Annotated in this window: 15 protein-coding genes; 8 read left to right on the top strand and 7 right to left on the bottom strand. The window is 67.6% G+C overall.

What is annotated here, in order from left to right:
• The first annotated feature begins 80 nt into the window (after nucleotides 1-80).
• The 6 genes from aceE to fabF all read left to right on the top strand — a co-directional run bounded on the left by aceE (nucleotide 81) and on the right by fabF (nucleotide 8,159).
• Complete coding sequence (gene aceE, locus AC1DES_RS10510; protein WP_476895645.1) at nucleotides 81-2,861, top strand: pyruvate dehydrogenase (acetyl-transferring), homodimeric type; 2,781 nt, start codon at nucleotides 81-83, stop codon at nucleotides 2,859-2,861.
• A 207-nt stretch (nucleotides 2,862-3,068) separates the two neighbouring features.
• The gene (locus tag AC1DES_RS10505) at nucleotides 3,069-4,313 is read left to right on the top strand and encodes a PucR family transcriptional regulator (protein WP_476895644.1); all 1,245 of its coding nucleotides are present in this window, start codon (nucleotides 3,069-3,071) and stop codon (nucleotides 4,311-4,313) included.
• An 87-nt stretch (nucleotides 4,314-4,400) separates the two neighbouring features.
• Nucleotides 4,401-5,330, top strand: coding sequence for an ACP S-malonyltransferase (locus AC1DES_RS10500; RefSeq protein WP_476895643.1), 930 nt, complete (start codon nucleotides 4,401-4,403; stop codon nucleotides 5,328-5,330).
• Nucleotides 5,327-6,388 carry a beta-ketoacyl-ACP synthase III gene (locus AC1DES_RS10495; protein WP_476895642.1) on the top strand — a complete coding sequence of 354 codons (1,062 nt, stop codon included), beginning with the start codon at nucleotides 5,327-5,329 and terminating at the stop codon, nucleotides 6,386-6,388. Before AC1DES_RS10500 ends, AC1DES_RS10495 begins: the two co-directional genes overlap by 4 nt.
• Before the next feature lie 132 nt (nucleotides 6,389-6,520).
• Entirely contained in the window at nucleotides 6,521-6,769 is a 249-nt protein-coding gene (locus tag AC1DES_RS10490) for an acyl carrier protein (RefSeq protein WP_476895641.1), read from the top strand.
• 154 nt (nucleotides 6,770-6,923) lie between these two features.
• A complete protein-coding gene (fabF, locus tag AC1DES_RS10485; protein ID WP_476895640.1) occupies nucleotides 6,924-8,159 on the top strand; it encodes a beta-ketoacyl-ACP synthase II in 1,236 nt (411 codons plus the stop codon).
• 128 nt (nucleotides 8,160-8,287) lie between these two features.
• Here the strand turns inward: fabF and AC1DES_RS10480 are convergent, their stop codons facing one another.
• From AC1DES_RS10480 to AC1DES_RS10460, 5 genes are all read right to left on the bottom strand, one after another.
• Nucleotides 8,288-8,791, bottom strand: a complete 504-nt coding sequence (locus AC1DES_RS10480) for a DUF3145 domain-containing protein (RefSeq protein ID WP_026266435.1) — start codon at nucleotides 8,789-8,791, stop codon at nucleotides 8,288-8,290.
• 288 nt (nucleotides 8,792-9,079) lie between these two features.
• Nucleotides 9,080-10,006, bottom strand: coding sequence for a tyrosine recombinase XerC (locus AC1DES_RS10475; RefSeq protein WP_476895639.1), 927 nt, complete (start codon nucleotides 10,004-10,006; stop codon nucleotides 9,080-9,082).
• 60 nt (nucleotides 10,007-10,066) lie between these two features.
• Nucleotides 10,067-11,254 carry a DNA-processing protein DprA gene (gene dprA / locus AC1DES_RS10470; RefSeq protein WP_476895638.1) on the bottom strand — a complete coding sequence of 396 codons (1,188 nt, stop codon included), beginning with the start codon at nucleotides 11,252-11,254 and terminating at the stop codon, nucleotides 10,067-10,069.
• A gap of 49 nt (nucleotides 11,255-11,303) precedes the next feature.
• Nucleotides 11,304-12,857 carry a YifB family Mg chelatase-like AAA ATPase gene (locus tag AC1DES_RS10465; protein WP_476895637.1) on the bottom strand — a complete coding sequence of 518 codons (1,554 nt, stop codon included), beginning with the start codon at nucleotides 12,855-12,857 and terminating at the stop codon, nucleotides 11,304-11,306.
• Nucleotides 12,858-13,214: a YraN family protein gene (locus tag AC1DES_RS10460; protein WP_476895636.1), complete on the bottom strand. Its 357-nt coding sequence runs from the start codon at nucleotides 13,212-13,214 to the stop codon at nucleotides 12,858-12,860.
• Nucleotides 13,215-13,695: 481 nt separating this feature from the next.
• On the opposite strand from AC1DES_RS10460, the gene AC1DES_RS10455 reads away from it, so the two are divergent.
• Together AC1DES_RS10455 and AC1DES_RS10450 are read left to right on the top strand one after the other, a co-directional pair.
• Complete coding sequence (locus AC1DES_RS10455; RefSeq protein ID WP_476895635.1) at nucleotides 13,696-13,989, top strand: hypothetical protein; 294 nt, start codon at nucleotides 13,696-13,698, stop codon at nucleotides 13,987-13,989.
• Complete coding sequence (locus AC1DES_RS10450) at nucleotides 13,986-14,450, top strand: transglycosylase domain-containing protein (RefSeq protein ID WP_476895634.1); 465 nt, start codon at nucleotides 13,986-13,988, stop codon at nucleotides 14,448-14,450. Before AC1DES_RS10455 ends, AC1DES_RS10450 begins: the two co-directional genes overlap by 4 nt.
• 74 nt (nucleotides 14,451-14,524) lie before the next feature.
• On the opposite strand, the gene AC1DES_RS10445 is transcribed toward AC1DES_RS10450, so the two are convergent.
• Both AC1DES_RS10445 and AC1DES_RS10440 read right to left on the bottom strand, forming a co-directional pair.
• Complete coding sequence (locus AC1DES_RS10445) at nucleotides 14,525-14,851, bottom strand: DUF2469 domain-containing protein (protein ID WP_018773443.1); 327 nt, start codon at nucleotides 14,849-14,851, stop codon at nucleotides 14,525-14,527.
• A gap of 82 nt (nucleotides 14,852-14,933) precedes the next feature.
• Nucleotides 14,934-15,599, bottom strand: a complete 666-nt coding sequence (locus AC1DES_RS10440) for a ribonuclease HII (protein ID WP_476895633.1) — start codon at nucleotides 15,597-15,599, stop codon at nucleotides 14,934-14,936.
• Nucleotides 15,600-15,604 lie beyond the last annotated feature (5 nt).

The raw sequence follows: 15,604 nt of genomic DNA, 5'->3' as shown, positions 1-15,604 counted from the left end.
ACGACCGGGCTGTTGTAACCGATATGTCGCACACGTCGCGTTCACGCCAGGCAGTTACCCTGCCGGAGCTGAGGGTGCCGATGAATGCGCTCAAAGAGAGGTTGGACGTGGCTGCAGGAGAAGATACCTCCCATATCCTCAGCGGGTTGACAAACCAGCTGCCTGATCGTGATCCAGAAGAGACCGCCGAATGGATCGAGTCCCTGGATAACCTGATTCAGGAACAGGGCACCGAACGTGCCCAGTACATAATGCGCAGCCTGCTCCAGCGGGCCGGCGCGCAAAGCGTGGGTGTACCGATGGTCACCACGACGGACTACGTCAACACGATTCCCGTCGACCAGGAAGCTCCGTTCCCCGGCGACGAGGAGATCGAGCGCAAGTACCGGGCGTGGCTTCGCTGGAACGCCGCTGTCATGGTGCACCGCGCACAGCGGGCGGATATCGGCGTCGGCGGTCACATCTCCACCTACGCAGGAGCCGCGACGCTTTACGAAGTCGGCTTCAACCACTTCTTCCGCGGCAAGGACCACCCGGGCGGCGGGGACCAGGTCTTCTTCCAGGGCCACGCCTCCCCCGGCATGTACGCCCGCGCTTTCATGGAAGGCCGCCTCACCGAGGAGGACCTCGACGGGTTCCGCCAGGAGAAGTCCAAGGAAGGGCACGCCCTTTCGAGCTACCCCCACCCGCGCCTGATGCCGGAGTTCTGGGAATTCCCCACCGTCTCCATGGGCATCGGCCCGATGAACGCCATCTACCAGGCGCAGTCCAACCGCTACCTGGAAAACCGCGGCATCAAGGACACCTCGGACCAGCAGGTCTGGGCGTTCCTTGGCGACGGCGAAATGGACGAGCCCGAGTCCCGCGGCCTGCTGCAGCTCGCAGCCAACGACAAGCTCGATAACCTCAACTTCGTCATCAACTGCAACCTCCAGCGCCTCGACGGACCCGTCCGCGGCAACGGCAAGATCATGCAGGAACTCGAAGCCTTCTTCCGCGGTGCCGGCTGGAACGTCATCAAGGTGGTCTGGGGCCGTGAGTGGGACAAGCTCCTGGCCAAGGACGAGGACGGCTCGCTCGTGAAGATCATGAACGAGACGGTCGACGGCGACTACCAGACGTACAAGGCCGAATCCGGCGCGTTCGTCCGCGAGCACTTCTTCGGCCAGACCCCGCAAACCAAGGAAATGGTCCAGGACCTGTCCGACGACGAGATCTGGAACCTCAAGCGCGGCGGCCATGACTACAACAAGGTCTACGCCGCTTACAAGGCCGCCGTGGAGTTCAAGGGCAAGCCGACCGTCATCCTGGCGCACACGGTCAAGGGCTACGGCCTGGGCACCCACTTCGAGGGCCGCAACGCGACCCACCAGATGAAGAAGCTCACCCTGGCGGACCTCAAGGCTTTCCGCGACCACCTGCGCATTCCGATCACCGACGAGCAGCTGGAAGCCGACCTGTACCGGCCGCCGTACTACCACCCCGGCATGGACTCCCCGGAGATCCAGTACCTGATGGGACGCCGCAAGGAACTGGGCGGTTTCGTCCCCGAACGCCGTTCCAAGCATTCCGAGGTCACGCTCCCGGAGGACAAGGTCTACGAAGTCGCCAACCGCGGCTCCGGCAAGCAGCAGGCAGCCACCACCATGGCATTCGTCCGCCTGCTCAAGGACCTCATGCGGGACAAGGAGTTCGGCAAGCGGATTGTGCCGATCATCCCGGATGAGGCCCGCACGTTCGGCATGGACGCGTTCTTCCCGACCGCGAAGATCTACAACCCGAACGGCCAGAACTACCTCTCTGTCGACCGCGAACTCGTCCTGGCCTACAAGGAGTCCATCTCCGGCCAGATCGTGCACGCCGGCATCAACGAGGCGGGTTCCGTCGCAGCCTTCACCGCGGCCGGAACGTCCTACGCCACCCACGGCGAACCGCTCATCCCGATCTACGTCTTCTACTCGATGTTCGGATTCCAGCGCACAGGTGATTCCTTCTGGGCCGCGGCAGACCAGATGACCCGCGGGTTCGTCATCGGCGCTACCGCCGGCCGCACCACGCTGACCGGCGAAGGTCTGCAGCACGCGGACGGACATTCGCCGATCCTCGCCGCCACCAACCCGGCGGTCGTCTCCTACGACCCGGCATACGGCTACGAGATCGGCGTCATCATGCGCGACGGCCTCAACCGGATGTACGGTCCCGGCCCTGCCGATAACGACCCGTCGCGGAACGTGATGTACTACATCACGGTCTACAACGAGCCGATCGTGCAGCCGCCGGCACCGGCGGAAATCGACGTCGAGGGCATCATCAAGGGCGTCTACCTGCTCGCACCGGCCAAGATCGACGGCCCGCGCACGCAGATCCTCGCCTCCGGTGTGTCCGTCCCCTGGGCCCTTGAGGCCCAGCGGGTCCTCGCCGAGGACTGGGGCGTCTCCGCGGATGTCTGGTCCGTGACGTCCTGGACAGAACTGCGCCGCGACGCCATGGCTGCCGAGGAGGAAGCTTTCCTCAACCCGGGCCAGCCCGCCCGTGTTCCGTTCGTCACCGAACAGCTCGCCGGTGCCACCGGGCCGATCGTGGCAGTCACCGACTACATGAAGGCCGTGCCGGACCAGATCCGCCAGTTCCTGCCGAACGAGTTCGCCTCGCTCGGTGCTGACGGCTTCGGGTTCTCCGACACCCGCGCCGCCGCGCGCCGCTTCTTCAAGAACGACATCCACTCGATCGTGGTCCGTTCCCTGCAGATGCTGGCCCGCCGGGGCGAAGTGGATGCCCAGGCTCCGGCCCAGGCGATTGAGAAGTACCGTCTGCACAACGTCAATGCCGGCACCACCGGCAACGCGGGCGGCGACTCCTAACCCGGCCACCCCACCCGGATAACAGCGCACGACGGCGGTCCCCACCGGAAGGTGGGACCCGCCGTCGTGCGTTTAAGCACCGTCACCACGGTGCCCGGAGCTCCACGGCCCCGGCACGCCGGTCATTCTCGGCTGTGATCCAGGACAAAGGCACTTGTAGCCTTTGCACAAATGGAGCTTGGGCGGCCCGCCCCGTATGCTCAATGCATGGCAGAGCCGACCACCACCCCCGCAAAACGCACGCCAAGCTCACGGGCGATGACTCCGGAGAAAGCCGAAACCCTCAAGAAGCTCCGCGCGAGCGTGGGCCAGCTGTCCACGACGACCCTCCGCCAGCTGGAGAAATCCCTGCCCTGGTACAGCCGGCTGAACTCGGACGAGCGCTCGGCGCTGGGCATGGTGGCCCAGAACGGCATCGCCGCATTCGTCACGTGGTACGAACGTCCCAGCTCGCCGTCGTGGATCCTGTCCGACGTCTTCGGCACCGCGCCGACCGAACTCACGCGCTCCATCAGCCTGCAGAAAGCCCTCCAGCTCATCCGGATCGTCGTGGAGGTGGTCGAGGACCAGGTCCCCGTGATCGCGCCCGAAGCGGACCAGTCCGCCCTGCGCGAAGCTGTCTTGCGCTACTCGCGGGAGGTCGCCTTTGCTGCCGCGGATGTATACGCCCGGGCCGCCGAGTCCCGGGGATCCTGGGACACGCGGCTCGAGGCACTCATTGTCGACGCAATCCTGCGGGGCGAAAACACGGACGCGCTGCGGTCCCGGATCGCGGCCCTGGGCTGGAAGGCGCAGGAGCGCTTCACGGTCATGGTGGGCAATTCGCCGTCCGAACCGAGCGCCAGCTACGTCAGCGAGCTGCGCCGCACCGCCGGCCGCTTCGCCGAGGACGCCCTCGTGGGCATCCAGGGCGACAGGCTCATCCTCATCCTTGGCGGGCTCCAGGACCGCGAGACGGCCTACCTCAAGCTCAGCGAGCTCTTCGCCCCGGGTCCTGTCGTCTACGGACCGGAGGCAGGCTCACTGCTCGAGGCCAGCAGCTCCGCCCAGTCCGCCTTCGCGGGGCTGACGGCGGCCCGCGCCTGGCCCTCGGCGCCGCGCCCCGTGGCGGCCGACGATCTGCTGCCCGAACGGGTCATCTCAGGGGACGACGCCGCCCGTCGCTCCCTGGTCAAGAACATCTACCGGCCCCTCCTGGCCGCGTCCAACGGCCTCGTGGAAACCCTGGGCACCTACCTGGAACTGGGCCATTCCCTCGAGGCGACAGCCCGGGAGCTCTTCGTCCACGCCAACACGGTGCGCTACCGGCTCAAGCGCGTCTGCGACGTGACAGGCTGGGATCCGCTCCTGCCGCGGGAGGCGTTCGTGCTCCAGACAGCCCTGGTGGTGGGGCGTCTCTCGGCCCCGCCGAAGCCCGCCACGGAACGTCAGCCGTCCCGCAACAACTCCTGATCGGTTGTAGACTTCCTACAAACTGACCCAGTGAGCTTGGTGTATGAATACACCGATAATCACGCGGTAATTTGGAAAGCTGGTTACGTGCTTGCAATCGTTTGCCCCGGACAGGGCTCCCAGACCCCAGGTTTTCTGGCCCCGTGGCTAGAACTGCCTCCCGTCGCAGGCCATTTGGCCTCCCTCAGCGAAATCGCAGGTATCGACCTCACCGCCCACGGCACCACCTCCGATGAGGAGACGATCAAGGACACGGCCGTCGCGCAGCCTTTGATCGTCGCCGCCGGGCTGGTGGCCGCAACGTCCTTGTTCGACGTCGAACTCGGAACCCTTCCGGTGATTCTCGCCGGACACTCCGTCGGCGAAATCACGGCCTCGGCCCTGGCCGGCGTGCTGACAGAAACCGAAGCCATGACGTTTGTCAGGGAACGCGCGAACGGCATGGCCGCGGCCGCAGCGGCCATCCCGACCGGCATGAGCGCCGTGGTCGGCGGAGACCCCGCCGAGGTCCTGGCGGCCATTGAAGCCTGCGGAGCCACCGCCGCGAACGTCAACGGCGCAGGCCAGACAGTTGCCGCCGGCACCCTGGAACAGCTCAAAGCGCTGGCGGAGAACCCCCCGGCCAAGGCCCGGGTGATTCCGCTGAAGGTTGCGGGCGCCTTCCACACTTCGCACATGTCCCCCGCCGTCGCGGCACTGCAGGCTCTGCGGCCCTCCCTGCACCCGCGGAACCCGCAGGTTCCGCTGCTGTCCAACTTCGACGGCGCCGAAGTCACCGACGGCCCGGCCGCCGTCGAGAGTTTGATCGCCCAGGTTTCCCGTCCGGTCCGCTGGGACCTCTGCATGGAGACCATGGTGCGGCGCGGAGTGACCGGCGTGATCGAACTGGCTCCGGCCGGAACCCTCGCGGGCCTCGCCAAGCGCGGCATGCCCGGCGTCAAGACCGTCACTGTCAAGACCCCGGACGACCTCTCCGCGGCCCTGGCCCTATTCGCAGAACTGGAAGGAGGGGCATGAGCGTTCCCACTCTTAAGCAGTCGCCCGTGCACGAGAACACCCGCATCATGGGTGTCGGCGCCTACCGGCCGAGCGTCATCGTCACCAACGAAGACGTGTGCCAGTGGATCGATTCCTCTGATGAGTGGATCCGCCAGCGCACGGGCATCATCACCCGGCACCGCGCCCCCGCCGACGTCAGCGTGATCGACATGGCCGAAGGCGCCGCCCGCGAGGCCCTGCAGAAGGCCGGCATCGACGCGTCCCAGCTCGGCGCCGTCATTGTCTCCACGGTCACCCACCCGTACGCGACACCCTCCGCTGCCGCGAGCCTGGCCGACCGTTTGGGCGCGACGCCGGCACCGGCGTTCGACATTTCGGCCGCCTGCGCGGGCTACTGCTACGGCATCGCCCAGGGCGACGCCCTTGTACGGTCCGGTGCGGCCGACTACGTCCTCGTGGTCGGTGCGGAAAAGCTGTCCGACGTCATCGACAACACCGAGCGCACCATCTCCTTCCTGCTGGGCGACGGCGCCGGCGCCGTCGTGATCGGCCCCTCCGCCACCCCCGGGATCGGCCCCTCCGTGTGGGGTTCGGACGGCAGCAAATGGGATGCGATCGGCATGACGCACTCGATGCTGGATATCCGCGAACTCGCACTGTCCGGCAAGCACGGCAAGGCCGTCAGTGACGAGGAAGCCGCCGTGACCGATGCGTCACTGTGGCCCACGCTCCGCCAGGACGGCCAGACGGTCTTCCGCTGGGCGGTCTGGGAAATGGCCAAGGTGGCCCAGCAGGCCCTCGACGCGGCCGGGATCAAGGCCGAGGACCTCGCCGCCTTCATCCCGCACCAGGCCAACATGCGCATCATCGATGAGATGGCCAAGAAGCTGAAGCTGCCGGAGACCGTCAAGGTCGCCCGCGACATCGCGGAGGCCGGCAACACCTCGGCGGCCTCGATCCCCCTGGCCACCCACCGCCTGCTCTTGGAGAACCCCGAGCTCAGCGGCGGACTCGCACTGCAGATCGGCTTCGGAGCCGGACTGGTCTTCGGCGCCCAGGTGATCGTGCTCCCGTAGCACCCCCGAACTGAATACGTTCTACCCAGCACGCATTCCCGCACCAAGCCGAACCCTCGGCTTGAACCATTTCCGCCCGAGGCGGCCGGCTCCGCCGGCAGCCTGAGGCACCAACTAGAAAAGGAGCCGTCAATGGCTAGCAACGAAGAGATCCTGGCCGGCTTGGCTGAAATCGTCAACGAAGAAACCGGTCTGGCACCGGAGGCTGTTGAGCTGGACAAGTCCTTCACTGAGGACCTGGACATCGACTCCATCTCGATGATGACGATCGTGGTCAACGCTGAAGAAAAGTTCGGCGTCCGCATCCCGGACGAAGAGGTCAAGAACCTTAAGACCGTCGGCGACGCCGTCAGCTTCATCGCCAGCGCGCAGGCCGCCTAGTTTCGGCCCATGCCGGTCCGGGGCGCAACCGCGCCCCGGACCGCGCCATTTGCAAGACCAAGAGTGCAAGACCACAGAGTTTTCCAAACGCAGGCCCCGGCCACCCCTTTCCCCGGGCCCGGACACGGCAGGCGCACCGACAGAGAGTGATGCCATGGCACGCAAAGTAGTCATTACCGGTCTGGGTGCCACCACACCCATCGGCGGCGATGTCCCCACGATGTGGAAGAACGCGCTGAAGGGCGTCTCCGGCGCGCACACGCTCGAGGACGACTGGGTGGCCAAGTACGAGCTGCCCGTGCACTTCGCCGCACGCGCTTCCACCCCCGCGACTGAGGTCCTGAGCCGGGTCGAGGCCAAGCGGATGGACCCGTCCACGCAGTTCGCCGTGGTCGCCTCCCGCGAGGCGTGGGCCGACTCCGGCATCACCGAGATCGACCACGACCGCCTCGCCGTGGCCTTCGCCACCGGCATCGGCGGAGTCTGGACCCTCCTGGACGCCTGGGACACCCTGCGCGAAAAGGGCCCCCGCCGCGTCCTGCCCATGACCGTGCCCATGCTGATGCCCAACGGCCCGGCGGCAGCGGTCAGCCTGGACCTGGGAGCCCGCGCCGGCGCCCACACCCCCGTTTCCGCCTGCGCCTCCGGCACCGAGGCCGTGCACATGGGCCTCGAACTGATCCGCTCCGGCAAGGCCGACGTCGTCGTCTGCGGCGGCGCCGAAGCCGCCATCCACCCGATGCCGATCGCCGCGTTTGCCTCCATGCAGGCCCTTTCGCGCCGCAACGATGATCCCGAGCACGCCTCCCGCCCCTACGACCGCGACCGCGACGGCTTCGTCATGGGCGAAGGCGCCGGCGCCCTGGTCCTCGAAGCCGAGGAACATGCCCTGGCCCGCGGCGCCCGGATCTACGCCGAACTGGCCGGCACCTCAGTCACCGCCGACGCTTACCACATCACCGCCCCGGACCCTGAGGGCCTCGGCGCGACCCGCGCGCTGAAGGCTGCCATGTTCGACGGCCGCATCCAGCCCGAGGATGTGGTGCACGTCAACGCGCACGCCACCTCCACCCCGGTCGGCGACAAGCCGGAGTACGCGGCCCTCAAAGCCGCCCTCGGCAAGCACGTGGACAACGTCGCCGTCTCGGCCACCAAGTCGCAGATGGGGCACCTGCTCGGCGCCTCCGGTGCGGTGGAAGCCGTCCTTACCGTCCTGGCCGTCTACGAACGCAAGGCACCGCTGACCATCAACCTGGAGAACCAGGATCCGGAGATCCCGCTCGACGTCGTCACGTCCGCCCGCGACCTGCCTGCGGGGAGCATCGCGGCACTCAGCAACTCCTTCGGTTTCGGCGGCCACAACGCCGTCATCGCGGTGCGCAGCATCTAGCGCCTCGTCCTGCGGCTCGTCCCGCGGAAAATGACAGATGGCGGCAACGTTCCTTGGTGAACATTGCCGCCATCTGTCGTTTGGGGCGAAACTATGGAGTTGCTTCGGCTAAAGGCTACCCGCAGCCTTCAGCCGACCTGGTGCAGCCAGCGGACGGGGGCGCCTTCGGCCGCGTGCCGGAACGGTTCGAGTTCCTCGTCCCAGGCTTCGCCGAGGGCGAGGGAAAGCTCATGGTAGACGGCAGAGGGGTCGCCCGCCCCGGATTCGTAGGCGTACCGGATGCGGTCCTCGGAGACCATGATGTTGCCGTGCACGTCGGTAGTGGCGTGGAAGATGCCGAGTTCAGGCGTGTGGGACCAGCGGCCGCCGTCCACGCCCTGGCTGGGCTCTTCCGTGACTTCGTAGCGCAAATGGGCCCAGCCGCGAAGAGCGGACGCCAATTGAGCCCCCGTGCCCGGGGTTCCGGTCCACGACAGCTCAGCCCGGAACATTCCGGGCGCAGCAGGCTGCGCAGTCCACTCCAGGTCCGTCCGCTTGTCCACGACAGAGCCTATGGCCCACTCAACGTGGGGGCACAGGGCGGTCGGGGCCGAGTGAACAAACAACACACCGCGGGTCAGTGCAACAGACATTCCATCCTCCATAGCTGTAGGTACGTCTTCCCCAACGACCTCTGCCTGGATGTCTGTCTGTTGCGCGGATCCGAATCAGTAACGGAGCTCCTGCCAAACTCCTAATATACAGCCGGATTTCAAGCTGGGGCGCAAAGCACTCTAGCTTCAAGCTCAACTTGAAACTCCCGGACGTGAGTCTTATTCTGCCGCACGCCTCCTAATTACGCTAGTGAAATTCGGCGCGTCTTTCCCGGCGCGCCGAGCGGATTTCCCAACCCGGCAGTACGTCACCGCTGGTGCGTGATTTCAGGCCCGGGGATGGGCTTGCTGGTAGCTCTGCCGGAGCCTCTCCACAGAGACATGCGTATAAATCTGGGTCGTGGCCAGGCTGCTGTGCCCCAGAATTTCCTGCACCGCCCGCAGGTCCGCGCCTCCGTCGAGCAAGTGGGTGGCCGCCGAGTGCCGCAGGGCGTGGGGTCCCGTCGCAGCGGTGTCGCCGAGCGCCTCGAGCATGCCCTTGACCACACTTCGGACCTGGCGCTGGTCGACCCTCTTGCCGCGGACGCCCAGGAACAGCGCCGGGCCGCTCGCCTCACTGGCCAGGGCAGGGCGGCCGCGCCGGAGCCAGTCGTCCACCGCGAGCGCCGCGGGCAGCCCGTAGGGCACCGTCCGCTCTTTGTTGCCCTTGCCGACCACCCTCAGGGTCCTGCGGTCCGGATCGAGATCGTCCACGTCCATACCGGCCAGTTCGCCGACCCGGACACCGGTGGCGTAGAGCAGTTCGACCATGGCCCTGTTGCGCAGGGCCAGCGGCACCCCCTCGGACGCAGCGGACTCCGCACCCTCGACAAGCCTGCGCACCTGCTGCTGGTGCAGGACGCCGGGAAGCGATTTCTCCCGCTTCGGGGCCTTGAGCCGCAGCGCGGGGTCGGCCGTGATCAGCTCCTCCCGCACGGCCCAGGCGGTGAAGGCGCGGGCGGTGGCCGAACGGCGGGCCAAGGTGGCACGGGACATTCCGGCCTCACTCTGCGCGCCGAGCCATCGCCGGAGGCTCCCCAGTTCCAGCCCGTCCAGGTCCTCGACCCCCTCAGAGGCCGCATGGGCCAGCAAACTTTCGACATCCGAGAGGTAGGCGCGCACTGTGTGCGCCGACCGTCCCCGCTCCGCCTCCAGGTAGCGGCCGAACCGGTGGGCGGCAGCGGCCAGTGCGGCGGGAAACTCCTGTGTAGACATCCTCCTACTCTCGCAGTACTCGCCGGGCATTCGAGGAAAGCGATGACGAACCGCGGCGTGTCAGCCCGATCGTCCGGATCGCTTCCAGCCGGCCCGGTCCTGCTCGGCCAGTCCCAGCAGCCCGAGCCGTCCGAGGCCCGCCCTGACTGAGTCCGGGCCAAGCCCCGCTACGGTGGCAAGCTTCTCAACCGAACTGGCGTTCCGGAGGGGCAGCGCGTCCAGCAGGATCAGGTCCTCAAGGGTCAGTCCGTCGTGCGCTTCTTCCCGCCCGGCTTTGTCCTCGGACAGGCAGTCGCCGCTTGGGGAGGCGAGCTCGGCAATCTCTCCGGCATCGGTGACGCAGACCGCCCCGCCTTCGCGGAGGAGCCGGTGGCACCCGGCGGAATTGGCGCTGTGAACGGAACCGGGCACAGCCCCCACGGCCCGGCCCAGGCTTTCGGCATGGTGGGCCGTGTTAAGCGCCCCCGACCTCCACCGTGCCTCGACCACCACCGTAACCGATGCCAGCGCCGCAATGAGGCGGTTCCGTTGCAGGAAACGGTACCGGGTGGGAGCTGACCCTGGCGGGACTTCCGCGAGGACCGCGCCCTGGTTCGCGACAGCCCTCAGCAGGTCCTCGTTCCCGGAGGGGTAGAAGCGGTCCACTCCCCCGGCCATGACAGCGATCGTAGGCATGCTGCCGGCGCTGCCTGCGAGGGCTGCCCTGTGGGCGTGGGCATCGATTCCGTAGGCGCCGCCGGAGATGATGGTGAAGCCGCGCTGCGCCAAGGAGTATGCAAGGTCCCCGGTCACGGAAGCGCCATACGAGGTGCTGTCCCGCGAGCCCACGAGGGCGATGGACCGGGCGGCCGGAGGCAGTTCCTGTTCGATTCCCCGCCACCACAGGCACAACGGCTCCTGGAGGCCGAGGTCCGCGAGCTGGCGTGGCCACAGCTCGTCGGAGGGAATGATCAGGCGTCCGCCGAGCCGCTGCATGGTGTTGAGGTCGCGGGCCGGTGCCAGATCCGGCACGCGTGGCGCCCATCGCTTCAGGGCCTCGCCCAGGCCAGCCCAGCCTCCCCGGGAGCCGTTGTCGGCCAGGACGCCGGAAATGTCCTGCTCAAGCCCCGGACCGGCCGCGAGCTGGCCCGTGGCGATGCGCAGGGCGTCTTCCGCGCCGGCCACGTGGACCAGCGCGAGGGCGGCGGCATCCTGCGGCTCGAACAGACGGGACAGCGCCGCCCGTGCGGTCCTCTCCTCGATCGACATAGTGCTCTCCTTTGGTATGGCTGATGGTTCAAACGGTGCCCTGGCGGCGTCACCCACTGGCGACGGCGGCCTGGCGGAGGCCCAGGGCCTGCCCGACGTCGTCCGGATCCGGGCTCTCCCGGCCGGAAAGATCCGCCAGGGTCCAGGCGAGACGCAGCACGCGGTCGTAGCCGCGGGCTGTCAGGACACCGCGTTCGAGTGCACGGTCCAGGATTCGCGTGGTGGGTGCCGCGAGCCGCAGCTCGCCCCGCAGCATCCGCCCGGGCACTTGTGAGTTGGTCTCCATCCCGAGCGGCCGCAGCCGCTCCAGCTGTCGCCGGCGCGCCGCCCGGACGCGCTCTGCGATGGTGGCGCTGTCCTCCTCAGCGCCGGGCCGCCCGAAATCGGCCAGCGATACCCGTTCAACCTGCAGCTGGATATCGACCCGGTCCAGCAACGGCCCGGACATGCGGGCCAGATAGCGCCGCCTCATCGTGGGTGTGCAGGTGCAGTCGACGCCCTTGCCCGATGCCTTGCCACAGGGACACGGATTCGCCGCAAGGACCAGCTGGAACCGCGCAGGGTAGGCCGCCGTGCCCGCCGAACGGTGGATGACCAGCTCGCCGCTTTCCAGCGGCTGCCGGAGGGCATCGAGGACCCGGCGCTCGTACTCCGGCGCCTCGTCAAGGAACAGCACGCCCCGGTGGGCCCGGGACGCCGCTCCAGGCCGCGGCAGCCCCGAGCCACCGCCAATAATGGCTGCTGACGTCGCGGTATGGTGCGGGTTTTCATAGGGCGGGCGGCGCAGCAACTGCACGGAAGCAGAGGTTAGGGTACACAAGGAATGGATCGCAGTGACTTCCATGGCTTCGGTGTCGCCCAGGTCCGGCAGGAGCCCCGGCAGTCGCTCCGCCAGCATGGTCTTCCCTGCGCCGGGAGGACCGGTCATCAGGAGGTGATGGGCGCCGGCTGCCGCCACCTCCAAGGCGCGCCGGGCCTCGGCCTGGCCTGAAACGTCGCGCATGTCCGGCATGGCGGCCCGGGCGGGGCCAGCTTCGGCGTCGTCGCCCTCCGTGTCCTCAGGCCAGGGCTCGAAGTCCAGGGCCAGATTCTGGGGATCGGCGCCGCAGTCGAACGCCAGTCGTGCCAGCGTCCGGTAGCCCTGGACCCGTGCGCCGGGCACAAGCTCGGCCTCTGCGACGTTGGCGTGCGCCACGACGACGTCGGGATAACCGCACCGTACGGCCGCCATGACCGCGGGGAGAATGCCCCGCACGGGCCGCAGCCTCCCGTCAAGGCCAAGTTCGGCGATGAAGACCGACCGACCGGTGGGACGGATGTCGTCGGCTGCCAGCAGCACTGCCATGGCGATGGCGAGGTCGAAGCCGGAACCGCGTTTCGGCAGGGACGCCGGAATGAGATTGGCTGTGATTTTCCGGCGGCTGAGCGGAATGCCTGAGTTCTGCGCGGCGGAGCGGATCCGCTCTTTCGCTTCATTGAGCGACGCGTCCGGCAGGCCCAGGATCACAAAAGCGGGCAATGTCTGGCCGATGTCAGCCTCGACCTCGACGATGTAGCCGTTGAGCCCGACCAGTGCCACGGAGTAGGTTCGGCCCAGAGCCATCTACCCCACCCCCTTGAGGTGCTCGACGGCGGGCTCCCCTATGCCGTCGTCGAGCACGGCGATGACGTCCACACGGCGCAGGGGCATCCGCAACTCATGGTCCCGGCACCACGCCGACGCGAGCCGATGGAGCCGCGCCAGTTTCTCCACGCCCACGGCTTCAAAGGGGTGGCCGTAGGCGAGCGACGTCCGCGTCTTGACCTCGGCAATAACCAAGGCGTCGCCATCGAGCGCCACAATGTCGATTTCGCCCTCGGGACAGCGCCAATTGCGGTCGACTACGCGCATACCGAGCGATTCAAGATACCCGGCGGCGAGTTCCTCCCCGCGCCGGCCCAGCAGATCCTTGGCTCTCATGACACCAGAATGCGCAGTCACGCCAAGTCTTCCCAGACGGCTGGTGCGCTATGTGGGAAACTTCGCCGGATTGCCCTGCCGGCGGCCCGTGGTCCGGGCGGATCCGCTGCACGCGTCGCCGGCCATCAGAGCCGTGGCGGTCGTGGCGGGAGATGTTGACAGGACGTGTCGAGGCGGTTGTCAGTCGACGAAACGTAGCCATTGCCCGCATGGCCCGCTTAGGCTTTTCCCAACCCCCACACATTCCGAGGGGGCGCCCGCATTTTTTCCAAAGGATCGGCGTATGGAACAACGCGCGGCTCCGTCGCCGGCGGAGGCCCGGCCGCTGGGAACGCAGCAGCCCGCAGAACCGGTTCGGATGCGCGGGCCGGAGGGACAGGTTGCACCCCATCGGCCTGCGCCAGCGCCGGCGCCCGGACCGGCACCGGCGCCCCGACCGACACCCGCTCCCGCACCTGGGCTTGAGTCCGAACGCGAACCTGTGATAGCCCAAGAGCGCGAGCCGGCGGATCGGGCCAGGAAGCGCAAGCACCGGCTGCGGCGATTCCTCGCCAGGGTCCCCAAGGTCGCCCTCGCCATGGCGGTCCTCACGGAACTGGCCGCCGTCTCGTTCATCTGGGTCACTCCCCCGCGTACTGCCTTCATGCTGGAGACCGGCGGCCCCATCGCCTACCAGTACGTGTCCCTGAACCACATCAGCCGCTCGGCCGTCGCCCACGAGGACCAGCAGATGGGGACGCGTTCAGCCTCACCCTGTCCCATCAACGGATTATGAAGCTTTATCTGAACTTCGCGCAGCTCGGTCCGACGCTGTACGGCATCTGTGCCGCGAGCTGGTACTACTTCGACGAACCGCCGTGGAGCACGTCCGAGTACCAGGCCGCGCAACTGATGGGAGTCCTGCCACTGCCCACACTCGTCACCCGGGCGCCGGACGGTGGCATCTATCTCGGCCCGGGTGTCCATCCCCAAGTATGGGACTACGTCAACGGCGCGGCCAACGTCTGGGTTCCCAAGCAGATCGAGGGGCTCGGCGGGTGGAAGGCGGCCGTCGCAACCATCGGTATCGGCGACACGGCGTCCGACCACGCGGCCGAGCGGGGATCCGCAAACCCGGATGGCTGCGGCTCTTCTCCGGAGAGTGTACTGGCCCTGCTGCTGCTGCGGCAGCAGGGCATCACTCCGGACCGGAATGGGAATCCTGCGCCAGTCAGCCCGGCGCCACTAAGGGACTAAGGGAGCAGGGGCCAGTCAGCCCGGCGCCACTAAGGGACTAAGGGAGCAGGGGCCAGGGGGCTGGGGAACGAGGCTCAGTTGCCCAGATCCTCCACCTTGGGCAGGGCGAGCTCCTCGCTGCGCGGCAGTTCTTCGACGTTGACGTCCTTGAAGGTGATGACGCGGACGCTCTTGACGAACCGGGCCGAGCGGTAGACGTCCCACACCCAGGCGTCCTGCAGCGTCAGGTCGAAATAAACCTCGCCGTCAGCGCTGCGGGCCTGCAGGTCGACGTGGTTGGCAAGGTAGAAACGCCGCTCGGTCTCGACCACATAGCTGAACAGCCCGACGACGTCGCGGTATTCGCGGTAGAGCTGCAGCTCCATGTCGGTCTCATAGTTTTCAAGGTCCTCGGCACTCATGGTTCCATCTTGCACCATCCGGCGCCGGCCGCGCGCCACCCCGCGCCTGCGCCCGGTGCGCCTGCACCAGGTGCGCAGAGGCCTACAGCAGCTGCCAGCTGACCCGATGGTACGGCGTCGGTCCCGCAGCGCGGAGCGCGTCCTTGTGCGCGGCGGTCCCGTACCCCTTGTTCTCGTCCCAGCCGAACGCCGGGTATTCGCTGTGCAGTTCGCACATCATGTGGTCGCGTTCGACCTTGGCCAGGATGCTGGCCGCGGCTACGCTCAGGCACTGCATGTCCGCCTTGACGAGGGTGTGCACCGGCGCGTCGCACCCGGGCTCCGCCGGTTCGACGTCGAACAGCGACGCCTGGGTCCCGGGAGAGAGCCAGTTGTGGCTGCCGTCCAGCAGCACGACGTCGGGCGTGACCCCCGCGGCGAGTACCGCCAGCCAGGCGCGGGTCCCCGCGAGCCGGAGCGCCCCCACAATGCCGACGGCATCGATCTCCTTGGCCGAGGCGTGTCCGACGGCAGAGGCCACGGACCAAGCGCTCACCAGCGGCACGAGACGTTCGCGGTCGGCCACCTTGAGCAGTTTGCTGTCCCGCACGTCCGCGAGGAGCCGCTGCTCCTGCAAATCAACGACGGCAATCCCCACACTGACGGGACCCGCGAGGGCTCCGCGGCCCACCTCATCGACGCCGGCGACGAGCCGGGCGCCGGAGCTGCGGAAGCGGCGTTCGTAGTCGAGGGTGGGCGCTTCGGACATGGCGG

Source organism: Arthrobacter sp. 05T442, assembly GCF_056395945.1.
Note: the sequence above shows the minus strand (reverse complement) of the source record. Positions and strands in the feature narration are given on the sequence as shown.

Coding starts and splice junctions, on each gene's coding strand:
- aceE (WP_476895645.1), top strand. CDS start 81: ATGAATGCGCTCAAAGAGAGGTTGGACGTGGCTGCAGGAGAAGATACC.
- AC1DES_RS10505 (WP_476895644.1), top strand. CDS start 3,069: ATGGCAGAGCCGACCACCACCCCCGCAAAACGCACGCCAAGCTCACGG.
- AC1DES_RS10495 (WP_476895642.1), top strand. CDS start 5,327: ATGAGCGTTCCCACTCTTAAGCAGTCGCCCGTGCACGAGAACACCCGC.
- AC1DES_RS10490 (WP_476895641.1), top strand. CDS start 6,521: ATGGCTAGCAACGAAGAGATCCTGGCCGGCTTGGCTGAAATCGTCAAC.
- fabF (WP_476895640.1), top strand. CDS start 6,924: ATGGCACGCAAAGTAGTCATTACCGGTCTGGGTGCCACCACACCCATC.
- AC1DES_RS10480 (WP_026266435.1), bottom strand. CDS start 8,791: ATGTCTGTTGCACTGACCCGCGGTGTGTTGTTTGTTCACTCGGCCCCG.
- AC1DES_RS10475 (WP_476895639.1), bottom strand. CDS start 10,006: ATGTCTACACAGGAGTTTCCCGCCGCACTGGCCGCTGCCGCCCACCGG.
- dprA (WP_476895638.1), bottom strand. CDS start 11,254: ATGTCGATCGAGGAGAGGACCGCACGGGCGGCGCTGTCCCGTCTGTTC.
- AC1DES_RS10465 (WP_476895637.1), bottom strand. CDS start 12,857: ATGGCTCTGGGCCGAACCTACTCCGTGGCACTGGTCGGGCTCAACGGC.
- AC1DES_RS10460 (WP_476895636.1), bottom strand. CDS start 13,214: ATGAGAGCCAAGGATCTGCTGGGCCGGCGCGGGGAGGAACTCGCCGCC.
- AC1DES_RS10450 (WP_476895634.1), top strand. CDS start 13,986: ATGAAGCTTTATCTGAACTTCGCGCAGCTCGGTCCGACGCTGTACGGC.
- AC1DES_RS10445 (WP_018773443.1), bottom strand. CDS start 14,851: ATGAGTGCCGAGGACCTTGAAAACTATGAGACCGACATGGAGCTGCAG.
- AC1DES_RS10440 (WP_476895633.1), bottom strand. CDS start 15,599: ATGTCCGAAGCGCCCACCCTCGACTACGAACGCCGCTTCCGCAGCTCC.